Here is a 22,402-nt window from a genome sequence, read left to right as displayed (position 1 = left end):
TTTATTTCTATTCCTACCCCAACCATTATGAAGCTTATACTCCTTTTTATGGGATTAAATCCTCAATAAGCCGCGCCAGCATTTAGAAGTGTTCTTTATGATTTTAGAATTAGTAGTGCGCTTCTTAATCAAATTAGTTTTATATTATATGTATCATATTGTCAATATATGTAAACATTACATATCATATACTTAAAATACCTACTGATAATTTATGATTTTATTTTTTTTGATAAAAAATCAATAATAGTGTCTATAAGAAGATCATATATTACTTATTTAGTATGAAGGCATAAGCAGAACATAATTATAAATTCAAGTATCATGCAAGAATATGGTGAGTTAGCATTGGCTTTAGCTACAGAAAGAAATCGAGATACGGACGAACAGATGTTCACACATCAGCCAGAAATTAGCAGTACAGATTTCTTTATAGAGAAGGAAAAGGAAATTTTAATTTGGCAAAAATTAATTGATGGAGACAAGGCTGCTTTAGGTAATCTGTATGATATCTATATCAACATCTTATTTACCTATGGTATGTATCATTCCAAAGATAAAAGCTATGTTTCTGATTGTATCCATGATTTATTTGTAGACCTATATAAGTACAGAAATAATTTATCTATGACGGATAATGTAAAATATTACTTGTTTAGATCTTTAAAGCGTAAAATCAATAAAAAGTACAGAACTAAAAATTTGGCTGTCTCTTTAGATGATTTTCAATTTAAGCCAGATTTTACCAAAGCAAACCATATTAGTTCTTGTGAGAAGTCTATCATCCATCAAGAAGGTATTAAAGAGCGAAACGAAAAATTGGCAGAAGCGATAAGTACCTTAACCAAAAAACAGCAGAAAATACTTTTTTTAAGGTTCGATCAGGAAAAATCTTACGAAGAAATTTCAACAATTATGGATATTTCTATACAAACTGCAAGAACATCAATCTACCGTGCTATTAAAACCTTGCGAAAGCTAAAATTTTATTAATTCAAATAAATTGGATTAATGATGTCTATAAAAAATAAACTAATTACTTATTAGTAATAGAATTCAATTCAAATAGTCAATTTAATTAAAGTTTAAAAGGTAAGATTATTGAATCTAAGTAAAGACATGAAAGAAATTAAATCTAAATATAATAACCAGTTATCTGAAGTTGAGAAAGCGTTGTTGAAGAAGAACATACTTGCTTCTATAGACAAGACTTCAAAAAAGAAGAAACACTTTGGGAAGGCATTGTCTATCGCATTTGTTTTGATACTCTTTGTTTCTGGTTTTTTTTGGTATCAGAATAGAACGCAAGAAAGTTCTATTGCAGATGTGGTATCTACTTCAAAGAATTTAAATGTTAATGATTCTGATAAGGTAGTATTGATTTTAGGAAGTGGTGAATATTTAAAAATAGACCCAAATAATAAAAGCATTAACTACTCTAATACAGGCCAGAAAATAACTTTAGGCAATTCAAAAGAAGTAAACCAAGAGACTTCTAAAAATAATAAAACGGTGTACAATACCCTGTTAGTTCCTTTTGGGGAACGCACAAAAATAAATTTATCTGACGGGAGTACTGTTTGGTTAAATTCCGGATCAAAAATGGTGTATCCTGCTGTTTTTAATGGGGATAGAAGAGAAGTATATTTAGAGGGAGAAGCTATTTTTGATGTAGCTCATAATAAATATCACCCTTTTATAGTAATGTCTCAGGACCAAGAGATAGAGGTGTTAGGAACTGTTTTTGGCGTAACCAGTTATGCAGATGAAAGCACAATAAACACAGTACTAAAGAGTGGTAGTGTACAAATTAGCTACAAAAACGAAACCTCATCAGGACACCTCGATAAAATGAAAATTACTCCTGGAACAAAGGCGAGTTATGATAAAAATAACAAAAGTATTTTTTCAGAAAAGGTAAATGTTGATCATTATTTTTCTTGGAGAGATGGTGTGTTTGTATTCAGGAAAAACGATTTAAAGCATATTATGAAAAGGATTTCTAGGTACTACAATAAAAATATACTGATTGAAGACGAAACCTTGAGCTCAGAAAGTTTTTCTGGGTATTTAGATTTAAATGAAGATATAGAGAGTGTCTTAAAAAATATTAAGGCGAGTACAAATATGAACTACAGCTTTAAAGGAAATAGTATCATCATTAATTAAAACACACCGTGAATGAATTAAACCTATTATTTATTTGAATTAGTAAAAAAAACCAGAAGATGCGTCCAACATCTTCTGGGAATTTAAATCAAGATCACTTAAAACTAAGTGACATTAATTAACCAAAACCAAAAATATGAAAAAAACTTTAAGTTTAGGAATCCTTACGCTTATGAGAATATTTTTATTGTTTATTACTATCGGTCTTTCAAGCGCTTATGCCAATTTGGCTATGGGGCAAAATAAGATGGATGTGGAACTTAACAATTTATCCGTAGAGCAATTTTTTAGTGAAATTCAGAGTACTAGTAATTACATCTTTTTTTACAAGGATGATGTTATCAGTACCAATAAGAAGATCTCTTTAAAACTTAAAAATGTAAAGATTTCTACCGTACTAGATAAAGCCTTTTCAAATACAAATCTTACGTATAAGATAGAAGGGAAGCAAATTGTCGTTAAAAAAGTTGAATCGAGAGCAGCTATCAAAAATATTTCAGACGATGATACTTCTGTACAAGAAAAGACAATAACAGGAACTGTTTATGGTACTGATGGCATACCATTAGTAGGTGTAAATATTCTGGTGAAAGGTACTACTCAAGGTACACAAACAGATTTTGACGGGCACTATGCTATTAAAGCGAATGATACAGACGTATTGGCTTTTTCTTATATAGGAATGCTAACTCAAACGGCTACTGTAGGTGCAAAAACGGTCATTGATATTACGTTAAAGGAAAATGCAGCAGCCTTAGAAGAGGTTGTTCTTGTGGGGTATGGTTCACAGAAAAAAGAATCTTTAACAGGATCTGTAGGTGTTGTAAAAAGTGCAACTTTTGAACAAGCACCGGTTTCTAGTTTCGAGCAAGCATTAAGAGGTAGTACTGCGGGTTTACAGGCAAGTGCAGTAGATGGTGCTCCGGGAGGAAATACACAGGTTAGAATAAGAGGTATTGGTTCTATATCAGCTTCTAGCGAGCCATTGTATGTTATTGATGGTATTCCAATACAAAATGGTAGTATTGGTACTATAGATAATGGCGGTAGTAGTACCAATGTTATGGCATCTATTAACCCTAATGATATTGAATCAATATCAGTATTAAAAGATGCGGCTTCAACTGCAATTTACGGGTCTAGAGGTGCAAATGGTGTTATTTTAATTACAACAAAATCAGGAAAGTCTGGGAAGGCAAAAATTACCTTAAAAACATTAACAGGCTTTAACTCGCAAGCATACAATAATATATTGAAACCGTTGAATGCAGCAGAATATACAGAACTTTTTCTTGAGGGTTATGTTAATGGTGGAGATACAGCAGCAGAGGCGCAAGCAAGATTTGATGCTACTTTTCAACAACTAATTGACCCTTCAACTGGCGAACCTACGGATACCAATTGGTTAGATGCCATTACTAGAACGGGAATAACTCAAAGTTATGATTTGAGTGCTAGTGGAGGTACTGATAATTTAAAGTATTTTTTCTCTGGAGCTTATTATGATCAAGAAAACTATATTATAGGATCAGGTTTCAAGAGGTTAAGCGCTAGGAGTAACATAGAGTTTAAAGCAACAGATTATTTAACCATTTCCAATAATATATCGGTTTCAAACAGTACAACTAATACGTTTTTTGATGGTGGCTCTTTCAATAATCCGTTTAAAAACTCTCTAGAGTTATCACCGTTAATACCTATTTATGATGAAGAAGGAAGATTTAATGGGGAACATGCTGATTATTTTCCTTTAGGAGGTGCTAACCCAGTTGGAGCTTTAAGTGGTGATGACCTTTGGGAAAATAAGCAATTTAGGGTTATTGATAATTTTGCGGTTTCTATAAAACCAATAAAGAATTTGACTTTACGTTCACAATTGAATTTTGATTTACTTACGTTAACCGAATCGCAATATCAAAATCCAAGATATGGCGGAGGAAGAAATTCAGGGGGTATCGGTTATGAAGCGAATACGTCACTTAGAACCTTTGTAGGTACGCAAACTGCAGATTATAATTTTATTTTAGGTGATAACCATAATTTTAATGTCTTAGGAGGTTTTGAAGCTCAAGAAACTAATAACGAATCTTTTAGTGCTTCTGGAACGCAATTTCCTAACCAAAGTTTAAGAACGTTAAATAGCGCATCGGCAGAGTTTGCTATTAGTGGATCAAAATCTGAGTATACTTTTGTTTCTGCCTTTTCTAGGTTAAATTATAACTACGATGGAAAATATTTTCTTTCAGGTAGTTTAAGACGAGACGGTTCTTCTAGATTTGGTGCGGACAACAGATGGGGTACTTTTTATTCCTTTGGAGGAAGTTGGGTTGCTAGTAGGGAATCTTTTTTAGAAGATGTTTCCTTTTTAGATTTGCTAAAAGTTAGAAGTTCTTGGGGTGTAACAGGTAATGCTGCCATTGGTAATTTTCCTTCACAAGGGCTTTACGTTTTTGGTCAGGATTATGATGGTAATCCAGGTGGTAGTCCAAGCCAAATAGCGAACCCTGATCTTACTTGGGAGAGTCAACAGAATTTTAACGTGGGTGTAGATTTTGGTCTCTTTTCAAAAATTAGTGGTACGGTTGAATATTTTGAACGTACTTCTTCAGATCTTATTTTGAATGTGCCTATTACCTTGACCTCAGGTTTCTCTTCGTTGACCCAAAACTTTGGTGAAATGAAAAACTCAGGTTTAGAACTCTCAATCAATGCAGATATCATTAGCAGTGATAATTTTAATTAGAATATTGGGTTTAATACCACTTTTTTAAAGAATGAAATTACTGAGCTAACAGACGATTTTACAGATGGTGCTTTTAGAAGACAAGAAGGCGAAGATTTTCAATCTTTCTACCTATATAGCTGGGCAGGTGTAAACCAAGAGAATGGTGATCCACAATGGTATACAGATGCTTCAAAAACTACGATAACTAATGATATTAGTGATGCAGAACGCTTTTTAGATGACAAGTCTGCCACTCCTGAATTTTTCGGTGGTTTCAATACGATGTTTACTTACAAGGATCTTAGTCTAAGTGCCAACTTCATTTATTCTTATGGCAATTATATTTTCGATGATAGGGCAAGAGGTACATTAGGTGATGGAAGACTTACGCCAAGAAGTACAGCAGACTTTATTTATGATAACAGATGGCAACCTGGTTCAACAGACGCATTAGTACCTCAGTTTGTTTGGGGTGGTCGTAATGGTAGTAATGAAGCAAATCAGACAAGATGGTTGTATGACGGTAGCTATATTCGTTTAAGGGATTTAACGGTTGCCTATAATTTCACCGAAAAAGTTACTTCGTTGTTAGGCTTGAATTCAATGCGATTGTATGCAAGAGGAACTAATATTCTAACTTTTGTAAAAGAGGATATCCTTTACATTGATCCAGAACAGGGAATTAATGGTACCTACACGGGGCAGACGCCTGCAGTGAAGACTATATCCATTGGTTTAGATATTCAACTTTAAATGATGAAACACATGAAAACATATAAAATATTTATATTAACGATAGTAGCTGGACTCGTATTATCTTGTTCAGACTCCTTTTTAGAACTTACTCCGCAACAATCTGTTTCGGATACTGACGCCCTTTTAGATCTTGATGGTTATGAATCTTCTATTACTGGTATCTATAATAAACTGTCCGGTTCCGAATATTATGGGCGTTACATGATTATGATACCTGATGTTTTGGCAGATGATGTTAAACAAAATAGTCAGGCCAATAGAATTGTCGACTATGCCGAGCACATTCAAAGAGTATCAGATGGTGATGCACTCTCATTGTGGGGTAGTGCTTATGAAGGAATTAATGCAGCTAACGCTATCATCAATTCGGAAACAATTTTATCTGATGCAGTTATAGCAGAGCAAAATCATATTATCGGGGAGGCCTATGCTTTAAGAGGTTTGATGTATTTTGATTTAGTGCGCATGTTTGCTCAGCAATATAATTATACGGCAGATGCTAGTCATTTAGGGGTGCCTATTGTTCTGAATTTTGATTTAGATAATGAACCTTCTAGAAGTACTGTCGCGGAAGTATATGAACAAATTGTTTCTGATATGACTACGGGTATTTCTTTCATGAATGGCAATTCTAGAAGCGGTAATTCTAGTACGTTATCTCCAACATCGGTAAGGGCATTATTGGCAAAGGTTTATCTTTTTCAAGAAGATTGGAATAATGCAGAAGCTATGGCTACGAGTGTCATAGACTCAGGTGATTATACGTTGATTTCTAACGATAACTATTATGATTTATGGACTACGGACAATAGTTCTGAGTCAATTTTTGAAATATCAATGACCGAAGCAGATAATGTGGGTGGCGCTGGTATCGCTGGTCTTTATCTACAAGCAGGTTTTGGAGATTACCTGCCCTCTAATGATATCGCTGATCTTTACCCTGAGAACGATGCTCGCTTAAGCACCTTTGAAGTAGATCCTTTATTAACTGGAGAATTTGCGCCTTATAGAATGATCAAATATTCGGACATCAATGGTTTTGACAATGTAAAAGTTGTAAGACTTGCTGAAATGTATTTGATACGTGCCGAGGCTAGAGCAGAGATCGGTACAGATATAACGGGTGCACAAGATGATTTGGATGTGGTACGACAACGTGCAATTGCAGATGAACCTGATAATACAGATACTGGAGACACTCTTAAAGATGCTATCTTTTTAGAAAGAAGATTAGAATTAGCCTTTGAAGGTCAAAGATTATGGGATTTAATGCGTAATCAAATGGATATTATTAGAACCAACTGTACGGCACAGATATGTACCATTCCTTATGGAGCAGATACTGTTATAATGCCAATACCACAAGATGAAACAGATGTTAATCCTAACATAGCGCAAAATCCAGGGTATTAATTAAAACATTGAAGCTATTTACTTGTACGCACATTGATACCTAATTAATGTGTGTACAAGATTTATTTCATGATGATGAACAATGCTAAAAAATAGCTTTGTTCTTTATCTATCTCTTTATGCCAATTTTTAAATAGTGATACTAGAATATTTTGAAACAAAACCGTAGAAATTTAGTCAAACTATTATCGCTAGGAGCACTGTTTCCAGGACAAACCGCACTTGCTTTTAATTCCATTTTAGAATCTGTTCATCTGGATCCAAACCAAAACATTATCAGTAGTATAACCAATCTTTCCGACAAAAAGATTGAAGAACTGTACAAAAAAGCGATGGTTATAGATGGTCTCGTGATTCCGAAAGGATGGAATGAAGATTCTTTTAAAGCCTTAGAGCAATCTGGTTACACGGGCTTTAGTACATCCTTACTTTCTGGAAGTTTAAAAGGGGCCTTAAAAAATATAGGAGAGTGGGATACGCGAATTCAAAACAATTCAGATGTTTTACTCAAAGCGACTAGTGCCGCAGATTTTATCCGTGCAAAAAAAGAGGGCAAAACAGCTGTATTATATGGGTTTCAGAATGCTACAATGATAGAGAAATCTATAGATAATATAGACACGCTATATGACGCGGGTACCCGTTGGATTCAGTTAACATATAACCAAAGAAATTTATTGGGAGATGGGAGTACGGAGCGTACCAACTCGGGCTTGTCAGACTTCGGCCTTGAGGCTTTAGCACGCATGAATGAGTTGGGAATTATGATAGACCTATCGCATTGTGGGCGACAAACAACCAATGAAGGTATTGAGTTTAGTACTTCCGGAGCTTGTTTTAATCACTCTATGTGTGAAGCACTCTATAAAGACCATCCGCGAGCAAAAACAGACGATCAAATAAAAGCTATGGCCGCAAAAGGTGGCGTCATAGGAATTATATGCTTGGGTTATATGATTGGCCCGGATCTAGGCACAAAGACTACCTTAGAAACTTACGTAGACCATATAGACCATGCAGTAAACATAGCAGGAATAGAACATGTGGGTGTTGCAGCAGATTTTGCTATCCAAGGTTTAGAGGCTACAGGAGCTACAAGAGAAAATTGGTATGTTCCAAGATTAACAAGATTTAAACCTTCTTATAAAATACAGTGGCCCCCTTGGATTCCTGAATTAGATAAAGCAGACCGCTATTTGCAAGTGGCAAAAGTGTTAGATAAAAGAGGGTATAGTACAGGAGATATAGAAAAAATATTAGGACTTAACTGGTTAAGATATTTTAAAGATACTCTAAAATCATAGCGCCTTATTCGTAACCAAAAACCAGAAATTTAAACCCTTAAACATACCTGTAACTAATGAAATATATATGCACACTCTTCTTTGTTTTTATAGTTACAAGTAGCTTTAATACACCTTTTTCCACCACTAAAAATAGTTCAGAGAAGGTGGTTTATGATGTGGTTTTTAGAGAGGGTTTAGCGGGTACCTATGAAAAATGGAAGACCAATAAAAACACAGTAAACTATTATTATACGTATACTGATAGAGGTCGTGGTCCAGAATTTTCAGAAGAACTTCGGTTTAATAAAAACGGATTTATTTCCTCGCAAACAGTAACTGGCGTCAACTATCTAAAAGATTCTATTCAGGAGTTTTTTAAGAGTGAAAAGCATAGCGCAACTTGGTTAAATCCAAAAGGAGAAAAGAAAGGAGCCTTTAATGGAGATGCTCTTTATTTTAGGTATGATGGCTCTCCTGCTATTTATGAAATTCTTGCAAGACTTTTAATGGCGGCAGAAGACCAAAAAGTAAAATTATTCCCCATAGGTGAAGTTGAACTTGTAGAAAATCTGCCAATAACACTGTCAAATAATACAGAAGTTAAGTTGCTGATGGTAAAAGGCCTTGATTTGAATCCTACGTATTTATGGATGATTGGTAATGAAATGGTTGCCAAAATATCAGGAAATCTACATGTTATTCGGGCAGATTTGAAGGAGTTGCGTCTAGAAATGAAAGGAATACAGGATGCTATTGAAGATAAGTACTTGGCTCGTCTTATTAAAAAACTATCCCACACATTAGAGGATGTACTCATAAAAAACGTGAATATCTTCACGCCTCAAGGTACAATCCTAAACAATCAAGATGTGTTGGTCAATGGCGATCGTATCACGGCCATTAACAGGAGTGATGACCACGAAATAGGTAGCGAGATTGAAGTAATCAACGGACAAGGAAAAACATTACTTCCTGGAATGTTTGATATGCATACTCATAACACCAAATTTAGAGGCATGCTGCATGTGGCAGGAGGGGTAACTTCCGTAAGAGATTTAGCCAATAACAAGCAACTAAAAACGTTAAGCAATCAGTTTAATACAAATGAAATTATCGGTCCACGAATTGTCACATTTGGGGGTATCATAGATGGAGATGGGCCTTATGCCAATCAACGAAATGTAGTGAGCTCGGTAGAAGAGGGTTTAGCTGAAATACAAGAATATAAAGAGTTAGGCTATCAGCAAATTAAATTATATAGCTCTATTCGGCCAAAATGGGTGGCCCCTTTAACAAAAAGGGCACATGAATTAGAGATGCGTGTAAGTGGGCATATTCCTGCTTTTATGACCGCAACGCAAGCCATCAATCAAGGGTATGATGAGATACAGCATATGAATATGGTATTCCTCAATTTTTTATCAGATACCATAGATACCCGAACGCCATTAAGGCATACGATGTCTGCATACCATGGTGTAGATCTTAATCTTAAATCGAAAGAATACCTCGATTTTGTAGAGCTGTTGAAAACAAAAAACATACGTATAGACCCTACCGTTTCTATTTTCGAAAACATGTTTGTATCCGTAAAAGGCGAGCCTAGTCCTACTTATGTTAAGATTATAGACAGACTTCCATTACTTAACCAGCGAGATTATTATAGCGGGGGACTCCCGAAATCTGGTGAAAAAATAGCACGGTATAAAGGGAGTTTCAATAAGATGTTAGCGGTCGTGTATGATTTACATCAGAAAGGGATAGAAATTGTTCCGGGTACAGATGGTCTTCCTGGATTTTTGTACCACAGGGAGCTTGAACTTTATGCGCAAGCCGGTATTTCTGCCTCTGAAGTTTTGCAATTGGCAACTATAAAATCGGCAGAGATGACGGGGGTTTCAGCATCCTATGGTACAATTGAAGTGGGTAAAATGGCAGATCTTATTCTTGTAGATGGGAATCCATTAGAAGATATGAGTGCTATACGCAATGTAGAATGGACGATGAAAGGTGGTACTCTTTTTTACGCTAAAGAGGTTTATCAAGCCATGGGAATTAAACATTTTAAATAAATAAAAATTCAGCAGGAATAAGTGTCTATAAAAAGGCACCTGATTACTTATTAATACTAGCAACTCATACCAACTATTAGTTACCTTATGAAATATATTTTATTTGCACTTTTTTCTTGTTGCATGCTTTCCGTTCATTCTCAAAAACCAAAATTTTTTAATAATAGTAGAACCATTCTAGGAATCAATAAAGAGCGTACCGCTTCTATGGGGGTTGGAGATATTGATAATGATGGCGATCTAGATATTGTTGTGGCAAATGGTAGACACTGGCCAGGTCAGAATCGAATTTTTGTAAACAACGGACGTGGAATTTTTACCGTTTCAAAAAATTTAGGAACAGAGCAGGAGACAAGTTATTCTACAGAACTCGCAGATTTTGATGGTGATGGTGATTTAGATATTGCTGTCGGAAATGATATGGCTCCCAATTATATTTTTATAAATGATGGAGCAGGAAACTTTATTAAAGGAGAAAGCTTTGGAGAAAAATATGGGCATACTAGAAATATTGTGGTTGCAGATATAGACAATGACGGCGATATAGATGTATTGATTACCAACAGAGGAAGCGAAAATGAAATTTGCTTAAATAACGGAAAGGGAGTCTTCACAGAAGTAATTGGCTTTGGTGATAAAAAAGATTCTACCATAGATGTTGAGGTTGCAGATATGAATGGCGATGGCCATTTAGACCTGATATTGGCTAATAGAGATGACCAACCTAACTATGTGTATCTGAATAATGGTAACCTGAAATTCTCTAAAAAAATACCTTACGGAACAGGCAATGATGTTACACGATCTTTAGCGGTAATAGACCTGGATAAAGATGGGTATAAAGATATTGTTACCGCAAACATAGGTGAGCCAAATGTGATTTATTTTGGAAGCAAGAAAGGAACTTATGACCGTAAGGTTGTTTTTGATGATAGTTCAGCAGAATCCTATTCGCTTTCTATAGGAGATTTAAACGGTGATGATAGTATAGATCTTGTGGTAGGAAATGTAGGTGGACCCAACATGGTTTTTATCAACTCGGGAGATGCAAATTCTTGGGAGAAAATAAAATTAAATGATCAGAATTTTAGCACCTATGATATTCTAACCTATGATTTAAATGGAGATCATAAGCTTGATATTATCGAAAGTAATTCAGATGAACTAAACCTTTTTTACTTCAATAGGTTTACGCCAAAATTTCCTTGATTTTAAGGGTGAGCCGCTAGTACAACACTAAAAAAAACCAAAATGAAAGTTAAAAATAAATCAAAATTTATGATGCATAAAGCCAACCACCTGCTACAGATAGTCGTGTTGCTTTTAGTTACCGGATGTGCAACTACGCCATCAAAATGGCAAGATATCAATGAAGAAGGTACATTTTTGGTGTATAGAAGGCAGTCTTTAATTGGAGAAGAATCCTATGCAATCAAAGCCACCAAAGATTCTATTGTAGTTACATCACTACAAGGAGAAAACGAAAGAGGCAGAATTACAGGGGTAGCCGCAGAGTTGCATTTAGATATGAACTTAACGCCTTCTTATTATTTAAATAGAAGAATTACAGCAAAAGATACAATAGTTAATCTAGAAGTAAAAAGAACAAAAGATAGCATTTTCGTTTGGGAAAAAAACAGAGACTTTGTTCAATTAAAAAACACAGACTTTTTCCCGGTACACAGCAATATTCCAGCGGGGATAGAAATGATGCTATACCACTATTACTTTAAAAATGGAGGTAAAATAAGTATACCGACGCTACCAAGAGGTGAGGTTACCATGAATTTTATTCAAAAAGATACGGTAGCAATAAAAGGTGAAAAAGTGCCTTTAGATCGTTACGTTGTTGAAGGTATTAATTGGGGAGGAAGAACAATATGGGTTGATGAATCTCAAAATTTAATTGCACTGGTTAAAGCAAATACGCAAATAAGAGAATACATAAGAAAAGGATACGAAGAAGCTAAGCCATTCTTTGTGCAAGGTAATGTAGAAGAACAAATGGCCGCTTTAACTAAATATACAGAAGATTTGAAAGGAACACAAGCTAGTGTTAAAGCGCTTGTAGGTGTAGACCTTGTTGATGGAGTACATGATACTACCCAAAAAGACATGACTTTAATTATAGAGAATGGTCGTATAAAAATAATAGGGAAACGCACTGAAGTTAGTATCCCAGAAAATGCTAAGCTTATTCATCTTAAAGGAAAGACCATAATGCCAGGGATGTGGGATATGCATGCCCACTCCAACCAAGTACAATGGGCACCTGCTTATTTAGCCGGCGGAGTAACTACCATTCGTGATAATGGAAATGAGCTTGAGTTTGCAACATCTTTTAGAGATGCTATTGCAAAGAAAGGTGCTTTGGGTCCTGATATTTTACTAGTGGGGATGACAGATGGTGCAGGGATACAAGGTAATGGAGTGGTCAGAGCAAGAACGGTTCAAGAAGCTAAGGAGGTAGCAGATCTATATTTTACAAATGGCTACAAGCAAATAAAAATCTACTCATCCGTTAATCCAGAATTGACAAAAGTGTTGGCAGAGGAAGGACATAAACGCGGAATGTCTATTACTGGTCACGTACCAAACGCTATTGGTAATGCCCGCGGTGCTATTGATGCAGGAATGGATATGTTGAGTCACACCTCTAGAGTATTAACGGTGCTTTTTCCAGATAAAAAAGTAAAAGAGCTTGGAAGCAATTTTATTTCTAAGAATGACATTAGTCAAAAACAAATGGATGAGGCTACGGCTTTTCTTTTAGAACATAAAACAGTACTAGACCCTACAATTGCGTTAAGTGTTGTAAGAGCAATGCCTAAAGGTGATGTGATTGAAACGTTAGAACCGTTTTCGGATCGAATAGCTTATGAATTGTTTGAAGGCAAAAGGTTTAGAAGTGGCGTAACCCCAGCGCGGTCTGAGGCAGCTAAAGCAGATTATATAAAATCTATGAATATCTTAGGGCAATTTTATAAAGCGGGAGTTCCTATGGTTGCCGGAACAGATAATGTAGTACCTGTTTTTGGTCTGTACCTAGAAATTGAAACCTATCAAAAATATGGCGATTTAACGCCTTTACAAGCAATACAAACAGCAACAAGTGTTCCTGCCAAAGCCATGGGTTTATATACAGAAACAGGAAGTTTAGAAGTAGGTAAAGAGGCTGATATTGCCATTTTAGAGAAAAACCCATTAGAAGATATTAGAAATATAAGAACGGTAGAAGCCGTAATTACAAATGGTAATTATTATGAAAGTGAGCCGCTATGGCATGCTGCAGATTTTAAATCTAAAAACGATAAGTAAAAAGAATAATGTTAGAAAGGATAGAAAAAGAATATGATCCAGAACAACGATTAAGAGAATTAAATATAACGTTACCTAGTCCCCCCAATCCTGTAGCAAACTATGTTAATGGTGTACAAACAGGTAACCTTATTTTTTTAGCAGGCAAAGGCCCTAGATATGCTGATGGAACTGAAATGACAGGGAAATTAGGGCTGGATGTCTCTATTGATCAAGGCTATGAAGGTGCTAGATTAACAGCGATAAATCAAATAGCAGTATTAAAATATATGCTAGGCGATTTAAAAAAGGTAAAACGCATTGTAAAAGCCTTAGCATTTGTAAACTCAGAGCCTGCTTTCGTAGCACAACCAAAGGTCATTAATGGCTTTTCAGATCTTATGGTAGCTGTTTTTGGGGAAAGAGGTATTCATGCTCGTGCTGCCATTGGTGTAGCCACATTACCTAGAGCACAAGCCGTAGAAATAGAAGTAATCGTTGAGGTTTACGATTAGCATCACTCTTTTAATGCCAACTTAAATTTATACACTTTATGTTAAATACAGCAATTAAAAAATCAGTTATAAAAATCATGAGTTCTAAAACAATGTTTTTTGGATTTCTGTTTTTAGGACTTCAATATGCAAGCAGTCAAGAACTGAAATTAAAATATTTTGGTGGCGCTGGTTGGGAAATGACCGATGGGAAAACAACCATTTTAGTAGATCCTTATTTGTCTAGAGTAAAATTAGGAGATAGCCCTGCAAATAGTAAGGAAGATCCGCGCAAAAATTATTATGAAAGTGATTACTTTCAATCAGATACTGTGGTAATCAATACACACATTACAAAAGCTGATTATATTTTGGTACACCACTCTCATTTAGATCATTTGGGAGATGTGCCCTATATCGCAAAGAAAACAGGAGCCAAAGTGATTGCAGCAGAAACGAGTTGTGCGATACTAAGAGCGTATGGAGTTCCAGAAGAACAGCTGCTTACGGTTAGAGGTGGCGAAGATTACCAGTTTGATGAGTTTTCAGTAAAAGTGGTTCCTTCTATACATTCTGCCTTAAATGACAAGCATTATTTTGATGCTAGAACACATGAAAAAGAACTAAAAGCACCATTGAAACTGGAAGATTTTATAGAAGGAGGTTCCTTGATGTTTTATGTGAGATTTAATGAGCATAAAATATTAACCGCAGGTTCTATGAACTTTTTAGAAAAAGAAGTTCAAGGCTTAACGCCAGATATTCTTTTACCAGGAGTAAACTTTTCAAGATTGGAAATTTATAAGTATACAGAACGCTTGTTAAAAGCTACAAATTTCCCTAAAACAATAATACCTACGCATTGGGATAATTTTAGGGTGCCTTACGGCTATTCTCAAGAACAAGCCATAGATAAAAAGATTAAGCCTTTCATAGAAGAAGTAAAAGCTGTTTCTCCCGATGCTAAAATTATTGTTCCTGTACATCTAGAAACAATAACTATAAAATAGCGTAGCTTAATTTTTAAGTAAAACTGATGTACTATAATTTATACTAAATTCTTTTTTTATGCCTACGAGCTCTTTAATAAATCCACTTTGGAACGAAAAAAAAGTAAAGAATTATTTACCTCATATGACGGTTCCTGAGGTGGATGATTTTTTGACAAAATCTGATTTGGTTATTATTCCTATTGGGGCATTAGAGCAGCATTCTAGTCATTTACCTATTGGTACCGATTTTATAAACGGCGTTGAGCAATGCAAACTTATCGCACAAGAACGGGATGTTTTGGTAGCTCCTGTGCTAATGGCGGGGCAGTCTCCTTATCATATGGCCTTTTCGGGATCAATTACCTTATCGGCAGATACCATTATTCAAGTGCATATGGAAACGGTAGTGTCCTTAATTAAGCATGGGTTTAAGCGTTTTGTGTTTATGAATTCTCATGGAGGAAATAGGGCTATTACTACGTTTTTAGTAGATCAAATTAACCAAAAAACGGCAGGGGTAGCTGTAGATTTCGGGGTGGCGATACATCCTTATTTGAAATCAGATACCTATAAAAAACCAGAAGTATTAGACCGTCATGCAGGTACAGGAGAAACCTCAGACTCTTTGTATTTAATGCCAGATTTGGTGCAGTTAGATAAAGCTACGGCAACAAAATTAACGCTTCCAAAACATTTAGAGCAGATGCTTCCGGAAGTAATTAATGAGGAACCAACAGCTAAGTTATTGTTTCTTTCAGAAGCCTTAAAAGGGGAAGAGACAGGGAAAAAGACCTCAACATTAGAAATGACTAAAACGGGAGTGTGGGGAGAGCTAAACCCTAAGGAGGCAACCGTAGAAAGAGGAGCGAAAAATATCAATAACACTGTACAAGCAGCGGTCAAATTTATTGATAAATGGAATGACCTTATTAAAGAATAGCACACATTTTATAGTTAACCTTTACCATAGAAAAATGAAGAACTCTTTACTTACGCTAATTTTTATTTTCTTGTTTTTTGCTCATGCTGGGGCTCAAGAGGTGGGTGTAGAAGCAACATCAAACATTGTTTTAAATATTAAGCCTTCGCAAACAGATAGCAAAATTAATAGGGCAGATACGCCTCATTTTGTGACGTATGATCCTGCTATCAAACAAGGCAAATTGCTCCTTTTTATACCAGGAACAAATGGTATTGCTTCAAGAGGGCCAAAGAATTTTTTTAATACAGCGCTCAAACAAGGGTACCATGTCATTAATTTATCCTACATAAACACACCCGCTATAGCTCAAATTTGTAAGGGTGCTGCCTTGGAAGAAAATGCTAATTGTGCCGAAGATTTTAGAAATAGAAGGGTATATGGTACGACTCCTTTTTCATTGATCAGTGATGCCTCGTATGATGCTATAGTTAACCGTCTTACTAAGCTTTTGCTATACCTATCAGAATAAAATGTAGAAGGCAATTGGGATAAGTATTTGGAAAATGGGCAACCAAAATGGGAAGAAATTGCTTTAGCAGGACAATCTCAAGGAGGTGGAATGTCTGCCTTTATAGCCAAGACACACCGGGTTGCTCGAGTTATTGATTTTTCTGGCGGATGGGATTATTCCGCAAAAAATAAGATTGCAGATTGGTATTTTAAAGACAGTAAAACGCCTCTTGATCGGTGGTATGGAACCTACCATGTAAAAGAGCTTGCTGCTCCCACAATTATTAAAACCTATAAGGCCATGAATATTCCTGAAAAGCATATTTATGCTTTTGATTTGGAAGTTCCTGATAGAAAAAAAGCACATTCCAACGGCATACGGAATATTGCGTATGTAGCAGATTGGATTGCATTGCTTGGAAAAGGAAATTAACATTTTATCTAAATAGTAGTTACCATTTCATGATACGTTCTGAATAATTCTGTTCGCTCCAATTCCTTATTTAAACAATTACACCTATGAAAAAATACATTTTTGGATTCTTGATTTTAGCGCTGACATCGTATGCTTTTGTAGAAAAAAAACCCATACAAGAACATAAAATCACTACTAAAACACATTCAAGAATGAATACATTAGGATTAATTGGCGGCACTTCGTGGCATTCTACTATAGATTATTACAGAACCATCAATCAAACTATAAATGATCATTTTGGAAATAACACCAACCCACCCTTAATTGTCTATACCCTTAACCAAGCAGAAGTACATCGGTATCAAATAGAAAACAAATGGGATTCTATAGCTACTATGTTGGTCACTGCGGCTTTAAATTTAAATAAAGCGGGTGCTAGTGCTGTTCTTTTCTGTGCAAATACCCCTCATAAGGTATATGATGATGTTCAAGCAAAATTAGATTTTCCTGTAATTCATATTGCAGATGCTACGGCTCAGGCAATCCATGAAAAAGGATTAAAAAAAGTATTGTTTCTAGGGACTAAGTACAGTATGGAAGAACCTTTTATAACCAAAAGAATTGAGGACAATGGAATTGAGGTATTAGTACCGAAAAAAAAGAAGCAAATTGAAGAACTACACAGGATTATTCAAGAAGAACTAACCTACGGTATCATTGACAAAGAGTCTAAAAAATATGTCCTGGGTATTATTGCAGAAGCTATAGCTGCAGGAGCTCAAGGAGTTGTTTTAGGCTGTACAGAGTTTCCGCTAATGATCTTTCAAGAAGATTTAGAAGTACCTGCGTTTAATACCACGGAGATTCATTCAAAAGCAGGGGTAGATTATATTTTAAAAAATTAAGTATGCAGATTTCAAAGCAACGTATCGGATTAGTATTAGGGCCATTTGTGTTTAGCATTATTCTTTTTTTTCTAAAGGTTGAAGGTTTAGATTATAAAGCAAAAGCAATTTTAGCCTCTGTTGCTTGGATTGCAATTTGGTGGATTACGGAAGCCATTTCAATAGCGGTGACTGCATTATTGCCTATTGTGCTTTTTCCATTATCTGGTGGCTTAGCGCTGAGCCAGACGACCGCTTCTTATGGTCATAAATATATTTTTTTATATGTGGGTGGTTTCATTCTCGCTATTGCCATTGAAAAATGCAACCTGCACAAGAGAATAGCCCTTTCTATCATAAAAATAGTGGGAACTAATATTACCAATATCATTTTGGGCTTCATGATTGCTACAGCACTTTTATCGATGTGGATTTCTAACACAGCAGCTACTGTTATGATTTTACCTATGGGAATGGCTATTGTTTCGCAATTGCGCGATAACCCACACACGATTAAAAACGAAAACATTCTTTTTGGTAAAGCATTAATGTTAGCAATTGCGTACAGTGCTTCTATTGGGGGTATTGCTACTTTAATTGGTACACCTACTAATTTGGTGCTTGCAGGCGTTGTGCAGACCACTTTTGGAGTAGAAATAACATTCTATCAATGGTTTGTTTTTGGTTTTCCTATTGCTTTAATTTTATTGTTTCTGTGTTGGAAATACTTAACAAAATTTGCCTTCAAATTTCAACAGAAAGAGTTTCCGGGAGGTAGAGCGGAAATTAATGCACAGTTCAAAGCATTGGGTAAGATGTCTTATGATGAAAAGATGGTTTTAGCGGTATTTTTATGTACTGCTTTTGCTTGGATTACAAGATCTTTTTTACTTCAAAAAATTATCCCACAAATAGACGATACCATTATTAGCGTATTTTTTGCAATAGCATTGTTTGTGTTGCCATCTAGCAGGAAAAAGGAAGGATTAATTTCATGGGAAGATGCGGTAAAATTACCGTGGGGTGTTGTTTTACTCTTCGGTGGTGGTATGGCCTTGGCATTAGGTTTTGAAACTAGTGGTTTAGCCCTGTGGATTGGTAATAAATTAGTAGCATTAGAAGCTGTTCCTTTTATTTTCTTACTCTTAATCTTAATTTTTGCCGTAAATTTTTTAACAGAAATAACCTCTAATATAGCAACAACAGCAATGTTACTTCCTGTGCTCATCTCTTTGGCGCCTACATTAGGCGTGCATCCGTATTATTTAATGATAAGCGCAACGGTAGCGGCATCATGTGCCTTTATGCTTCCTGTAGCCACACCACCAAATGCAGTAGTATTTGGTTCTGGGTATTTAAAAATTGAGGATATGGTTAAAAAAGGAATTTGGATGAATCTGATTTCCATTATCATTCTAACTTTATTTGTGTACTTTGCTTTGCCTTTAATTTGGGATTTAAGCTAAGTATAGTACTAAGTTTTCTGCTTTACGGTGTCTGTTTAATTTTCACCAAAAGAAAATTCCATCAGGCGGAAAAATGTAATTTCTCAAAAAAACGAATAAATAGTAACTTTTCGATAATAATAGTGGTTTCCAATTTCAGATTATTATAACAACTCCAAAACATTAGTATATTTATGTACGATCTATATATGATAAAGAGCAATTTAACGTTCTTTATGCTGCTATAGCATATAATTTGATACATCAGTACATGAATAATACTACACCAGAACATAAACGCCTAGAAGAAAATTATTCCGAAGAAAAAGATTGGTTAAAATGGGGGTCTTATGTGAGTGAACGTCAATGGGGAACGGTTAGAGAAGATTATAGTGCTAACGGAGACGCATGGAACTACTTTCCACATGAACATGCTAGAAGTAGAACCTATAGATGGGGAGAAGATGGTATTGCAGGTATTTCAGACCGCTATTGTAATATTTGCTTTGGGGTTAGTTTATGGAATGGAAAAGATGCTATTCTTAAAGAACGACTATTTGGATTAACAGGACCTCAGGGAAATCACGGAGAAGATGTAAAGGAATTGTATTATTATCTTGAAAATACGCCTACACATTCGTACATGAAGCAATTGTACAAGTATCCACAAAAAGCTTTTCCATATGCAAAATTAGTAGAAGAAAATGCCAAACGTAATAGAACGGAACTTGAATACCAATTATTAGATACAGGTGTTTTTGATAACGACGAATATTTTGATGTTTTTACAGAATATGCGAAAGGCGATAATGAAGATATTTTAATTAAAATCACGGTAAATAACAAGAGCAAAAAAGCAGCGCCATTACATTTGTTGCCCACCTTATGGATTCGTAACTATTGGGATTTTAAGGAGATGCCAAAAAAGCCTAAAATAGAAAAGCAAACCCAGAATGGCAGCCCTTTTGTTAAGGTAGAGCATTGTTACGTGGGAGATTATAACCTGTATTTTGAGGAAGCAGCAGAATTGTTATTTACAGAGAATGAAACCAATATGGAGAGCGTTTATTTAGCAAAAAACGATCATCCTTATAAAAAAGACTTATTTCATAAAGCTGTAACTTCAAACGATTATAAACTAGCCACAAAACGTACGGAAGGGACGAAATTTTCTCCGTTGTATAAGCTGAATTTAAAAGGTGGGGAATCTAAAACGATTAGACTTCGTTTTACAAAGGAAACTCTTGAAAACCCTTTTAATGATACGTTTGATACCCTTTTTGATACCAGAGTTGCAGAGTGCGAAGATTTTTACACAGCTACTATTGGTGAGGTGCAACATAAAGAAATTCAAAAGCAAGCATTAGCGGGCATGTTGTGGTCTAAAAACTACTATAATTATGATGTAGAGCAATGGCTATTAGGAGATTCTAAGGCATCGGTGCCTGCAAAAGAAAGGTTGTCTGGTAGAAATAATTCATGGAAAACCTTACGGAACCATGATATAATGTTGATGCCAGATGCCTGGGAATATCCATGGTATGCTGCCTGGGATTCTGCCTTTCATTGTGTGACCATGGCACTAGTAGATGCTAATTTTGCCAAGCATCAATTATTGTTATTTACCAAAGAATGGTACATGGCTCCAAACGGTCAAATACCTGCCTATGAGTGGAATTTTAGTGACGTTAATCCACCGGTACAAGCATGGGCCACTTTAAATGTTTATAAAACAGATAAAGAGCAAACAGGCAAAGGTGATTTACGTTTTTTAAAGAAAATGTTTAATAAACTAGCTTTGAACTTTACTTGGTGGGTAAACCAAATAGATGGCAGTCAGAATAACGTTTTTGAGGGCGGGTTCTTAGGTCTTGATAATATCGGGGTTTTTGATCGTAGTCATGGTGTGCCAGGTGGCGGTACATTAGAACAGGTAGATGGTACCTCATGGATGGCACTCTACTGTTTAAATATGTTAGAGATAAGTTTAGAATTGGCATTGCATGACGATTCTTATGATGATATGGCGATTAAATATTTTGGTCATTTTGTCTTTATCGCAGAAGCATTAAATAAATTGAGCCTTGAAACAGAAGGTATCTGGGATGAAGAAGAAGGCTTTTTCTATGATAAGTTACTCTTTCCTAATGGTAAATCTGCTTCTATAAAAATACGTTCTATTGCCGGAATGCTATCTATTGCAGCAGTGCTTTGCATCCGAAAGGAAACCTTAGAAAAACTTCCTAGGTTTAACCATGCGGTGCAGTGGTTTAAAAACCATAGAATGAAAACACTGAAGTATCCGGTGGTTCAAGAATATGCAGATGGTGATGATTTGTTACTTTCATTAGTCCCAAAAGATCGTTTAAAAAGGTTGGTTAATGTGCTATTGGATGAGAAAGAATTTTTGAGTCCTCACGGGATTAGATCCTTATCTAAAATACACGAAACTCCTTATAATGTAGATATTAATGGCGTTAATTATAGCATTAACTATGAGCCAAATGAGTCTACCACATCTTTATTTGGAGGTAATTCTAACTGGAGGGGTCCTGTTTGGTTTCCTTTAAATTATTTGTTTATACAAGCCTTAAAAGAGTACCATAGTTATGGTGGTGATAGTTTAAAATTTGAGTACCCAACAGGGAGCAAGAATAAACTAAGCTTAAAAGAAATAAGTGTAGAGATCAGCAAACGTTTAATTTCCATCTTTGAGAAGGATAAAGATGATAACCGTATTGTTCATGCCTTACATAAAGACATCTATGCGCGAGAAGGTTTTAAAGACCTAATTCTTTTTTATGAATATTTTGATGGTGATAATGGTCGGGGTGTAGGAGCATCTCACCAAACTGGGTGGACTTCTCTAGTAGCAAATTTAATAGATGAAATAAACAAGAAAGAATAATAGCAGATGTTTTATTTTATAGCTTGGTTATTGCCGGTACTCTTTTTGGGGTATATGGTCTGGAGGATTTGGATTAAGAAAAAACTTTTGAATTAAAGGCGCTTCCTGAGG

General features: G+C 35.5%; 16 protein-coding genes and 1 pseudogene. All 17 read left to right on the top strand.

The annotated features are described in order from the left end of the window. Positions 1 to 324: 324 nt before the first annotated feature. The 17 genes and pseudogenes from BLQ19_RS06875 (at position 325) to BLQ19_RS06795 (ending at position 22,291) form a co-directional block, all read left to right on the top strand. Entirely contained in the window at positions 325 to 993 is a 669-nt protein-coding gene (locus BLQ19_RS06875) for an RNA polymerase sigma factor (RefSeq protein ID WP_029447552.1), read from the top strand. A gap of 126 nt (positions 994 to 1,119) precedes the next feature. Then, entirely contained in the window at positions 1,120 to 2,169 is a 1,050-nt protein-coding gene (locus BLQ19_RS06870; RefSeq protein WP_074537829.1) for a FecR family protein, read from the top strand. Positions 2,170 to 2,305: 136 nt separating this feature from the next. Next, positions 2,306 to 4,912: a SusC/RagA family TonB-linked outer membrane protein gene (locus tag BLQ19_RS06865; RefSeq protein WP_074537828.1), complete on the top strand. Its 2,607-nt coding sequence runs from the start codon at positions 2,306 to 2,308 to the stop codon at positions 4,910 to 4,912. A 264-nt stretch (positions 4,913 to 5,176) separates the two neighbouring features. Next, positions 5,177 to 5,647 (top strand): hypothetical protein, encoded by a 471-nt coding sequence (locus tag BLQ19_RS06860; protein ID WP_074537827.1) that lies wholly within the window; start codon positions 5,177 to 5,179, stop codon positions 5,645 to 5,647. 12 nt (positions 5,648 to 5,659) lie between these two features. After that, positions 5,660 to 7,063, top strand: a complete 1,404-nt coding sequence (locus BLQ19_RS06855; protein WP_074537957.1) for a RagB/SusD family nutrient uptake outer membrane protein — start codon at positions 5,660 to 5,662, stop codon at positions 7,061 to 7,063. Positions 7,064 to 7,215: 152 nt separating this feature from the next. Continuing rightward, entirely contained in the window at positions 7,216 to 8,367 is a 1,152-nt protein-coding gene (locus BLQ19_RS06850; protein ID WP_074537826.1) for a dipeptidase, read from the top strand. 56 nt (positions 8,368 to 8,423) lie between these two features. Beyond that, entirely contained in the window at positions 8,424 to 10,421 is a 1,998-nt protein-coding gene (locus BLQ19_RS06845) for an amidohydrolase family protein (protein ID WP_074537825.1), read from the top strand. 87 nt (positions 10,422 to 10,508) lie between these two features. Next, entirely contained in the window at positions 10,509 to 11,630 is a 1,122-nt protein-coding gene (locus tag BLQ19_RS06840; RefSeq protein WP_074537824.1) for an FG-GAP repeat domain-containing protein, read from the top strand. Positions 11,631 to 11,672: 42 nt separating this feature from the next. After that, positions 11,673 to 13,739 (top strand): amidohydrolase family protein, encoded by a 2,067-nt coding sequence (locus tag BLQ19_RS06835; RefSeq protein WP_074537823.1) that lies wholly within the window; start codon positions 11,673 to 11,675, stop codon positions 13,737 to 13,739. An 8-nt stretch (positions 13,740 to 13,747) separates the two neighbouring features. Next, a complete protein-coding gene (locus BLQ19_RS06830) occupies positions 13,748 to 14,233 on the top strand; it encodes a RidA family protein (RefSeq protein ID WP_083332211.1) in 486 nt (161 codons plus the stop codon). A gap of 77 nt (positions 14,234 to 14,310) precedes the next feature. After that, positions 14,311 to 15,222, top strand: a complete 912-nt coding sequence (locus BLQ19_RS06825) for an MBL fold metallo-hydrolase (protein WP_175444406.1) — start codon at positions 14,311 to 14,313, stop codon at positions 15,220 to 15,222. Between the two features lie 58 nt (positions 15,223 to 15,280). Next, positions 15,281 to 16,144 carry a creatininase family protein gene (locus tag BLQ19_RS06820; RefSeq protein ID WP_074537821.1) on the top strand — a complete coding sequence of 288 codons (864 nt, stop codon included), beginning with the start codon at positions 15,281 to 15,283 and terminating at the stop codon, positions 16,142 to 16,144. A gap of 34 nt (positions 16,145 to 16,178) precedes the next feature. Then, positions 16,179 to 16,655, top strand: a complete 477-nt coding sequence (locus BLQ19_RS06815) for a hypothetical protein (protein WP_139150211.1) — start codon at positions 16,179 to 16,181, stop codon at positions 16,653 to 16,655. Between the two features lie 18 nt (positions 16,656 to 16,673). Beyond that, positions 16,674 to 17,069, top strand: a pseudogene (locus BLQ19_RS06810) (BPSS1187 family protein); the annotation flags it as partial. 86 nt (positions 17,070 to 17,155) lie between these two features. After that, the gene (locus tag BLQ19_RS06805) at positions 17,156 to 17,959 is read left to right on the top strand and encodes an aspartate/glutamate racemase family protein (RefSeq protein WP_083332210.1); all 804 of its coding nucleotides are present in this window, start codon (positions 17,156 to 17,158) and stop codon (positions 17,957 to 17,959) included. A 2-nt stretch (positions 17,960 to 17,961) separates the two neighbouring features. After that, positions 17,962 to 19,404 (top strand): SLC13 family permease, encoded by a 1,443-nt coding sequence (locus BLQ19_RS06800; RefSeq protein WP_029450469.1) that lies wholly within the window; start codon positions 17,962 to 17,964, stop codon positions 19,402 to 19,404. A gap of 250 nt (positions 19,405 to 19,654) precedes the next feature. Next, on the top strand, positions 19,655 to 22,291 hold the full coding sequence (locus BLQ19_RS06795) for an MGH1-like glycoside hydrolase domain-containing protein (protein ID WP_074537818.1): 2,637 nt from the start codon (positions 19,655 to 19,657) through the stop codon (positions 22,289 to 22,291). The last annotated feature ends 111 nt before the right edge of the window (positions 22,292 to 22,402 follow it).

Origin of the sequence: Cellulophaga baltica, assembly GCF_900102165.1 — a bacterium.
Classification (GTDB): Bacteria; Bacteroidota; Bacteroidia; order Flavobacteriales; family Flavobacteriaceae; genus Cellulophaga; species Cellulophaga baltica.
This window is presented reverse-complemented; position numbering and strand designations above follow the sequence as displayed.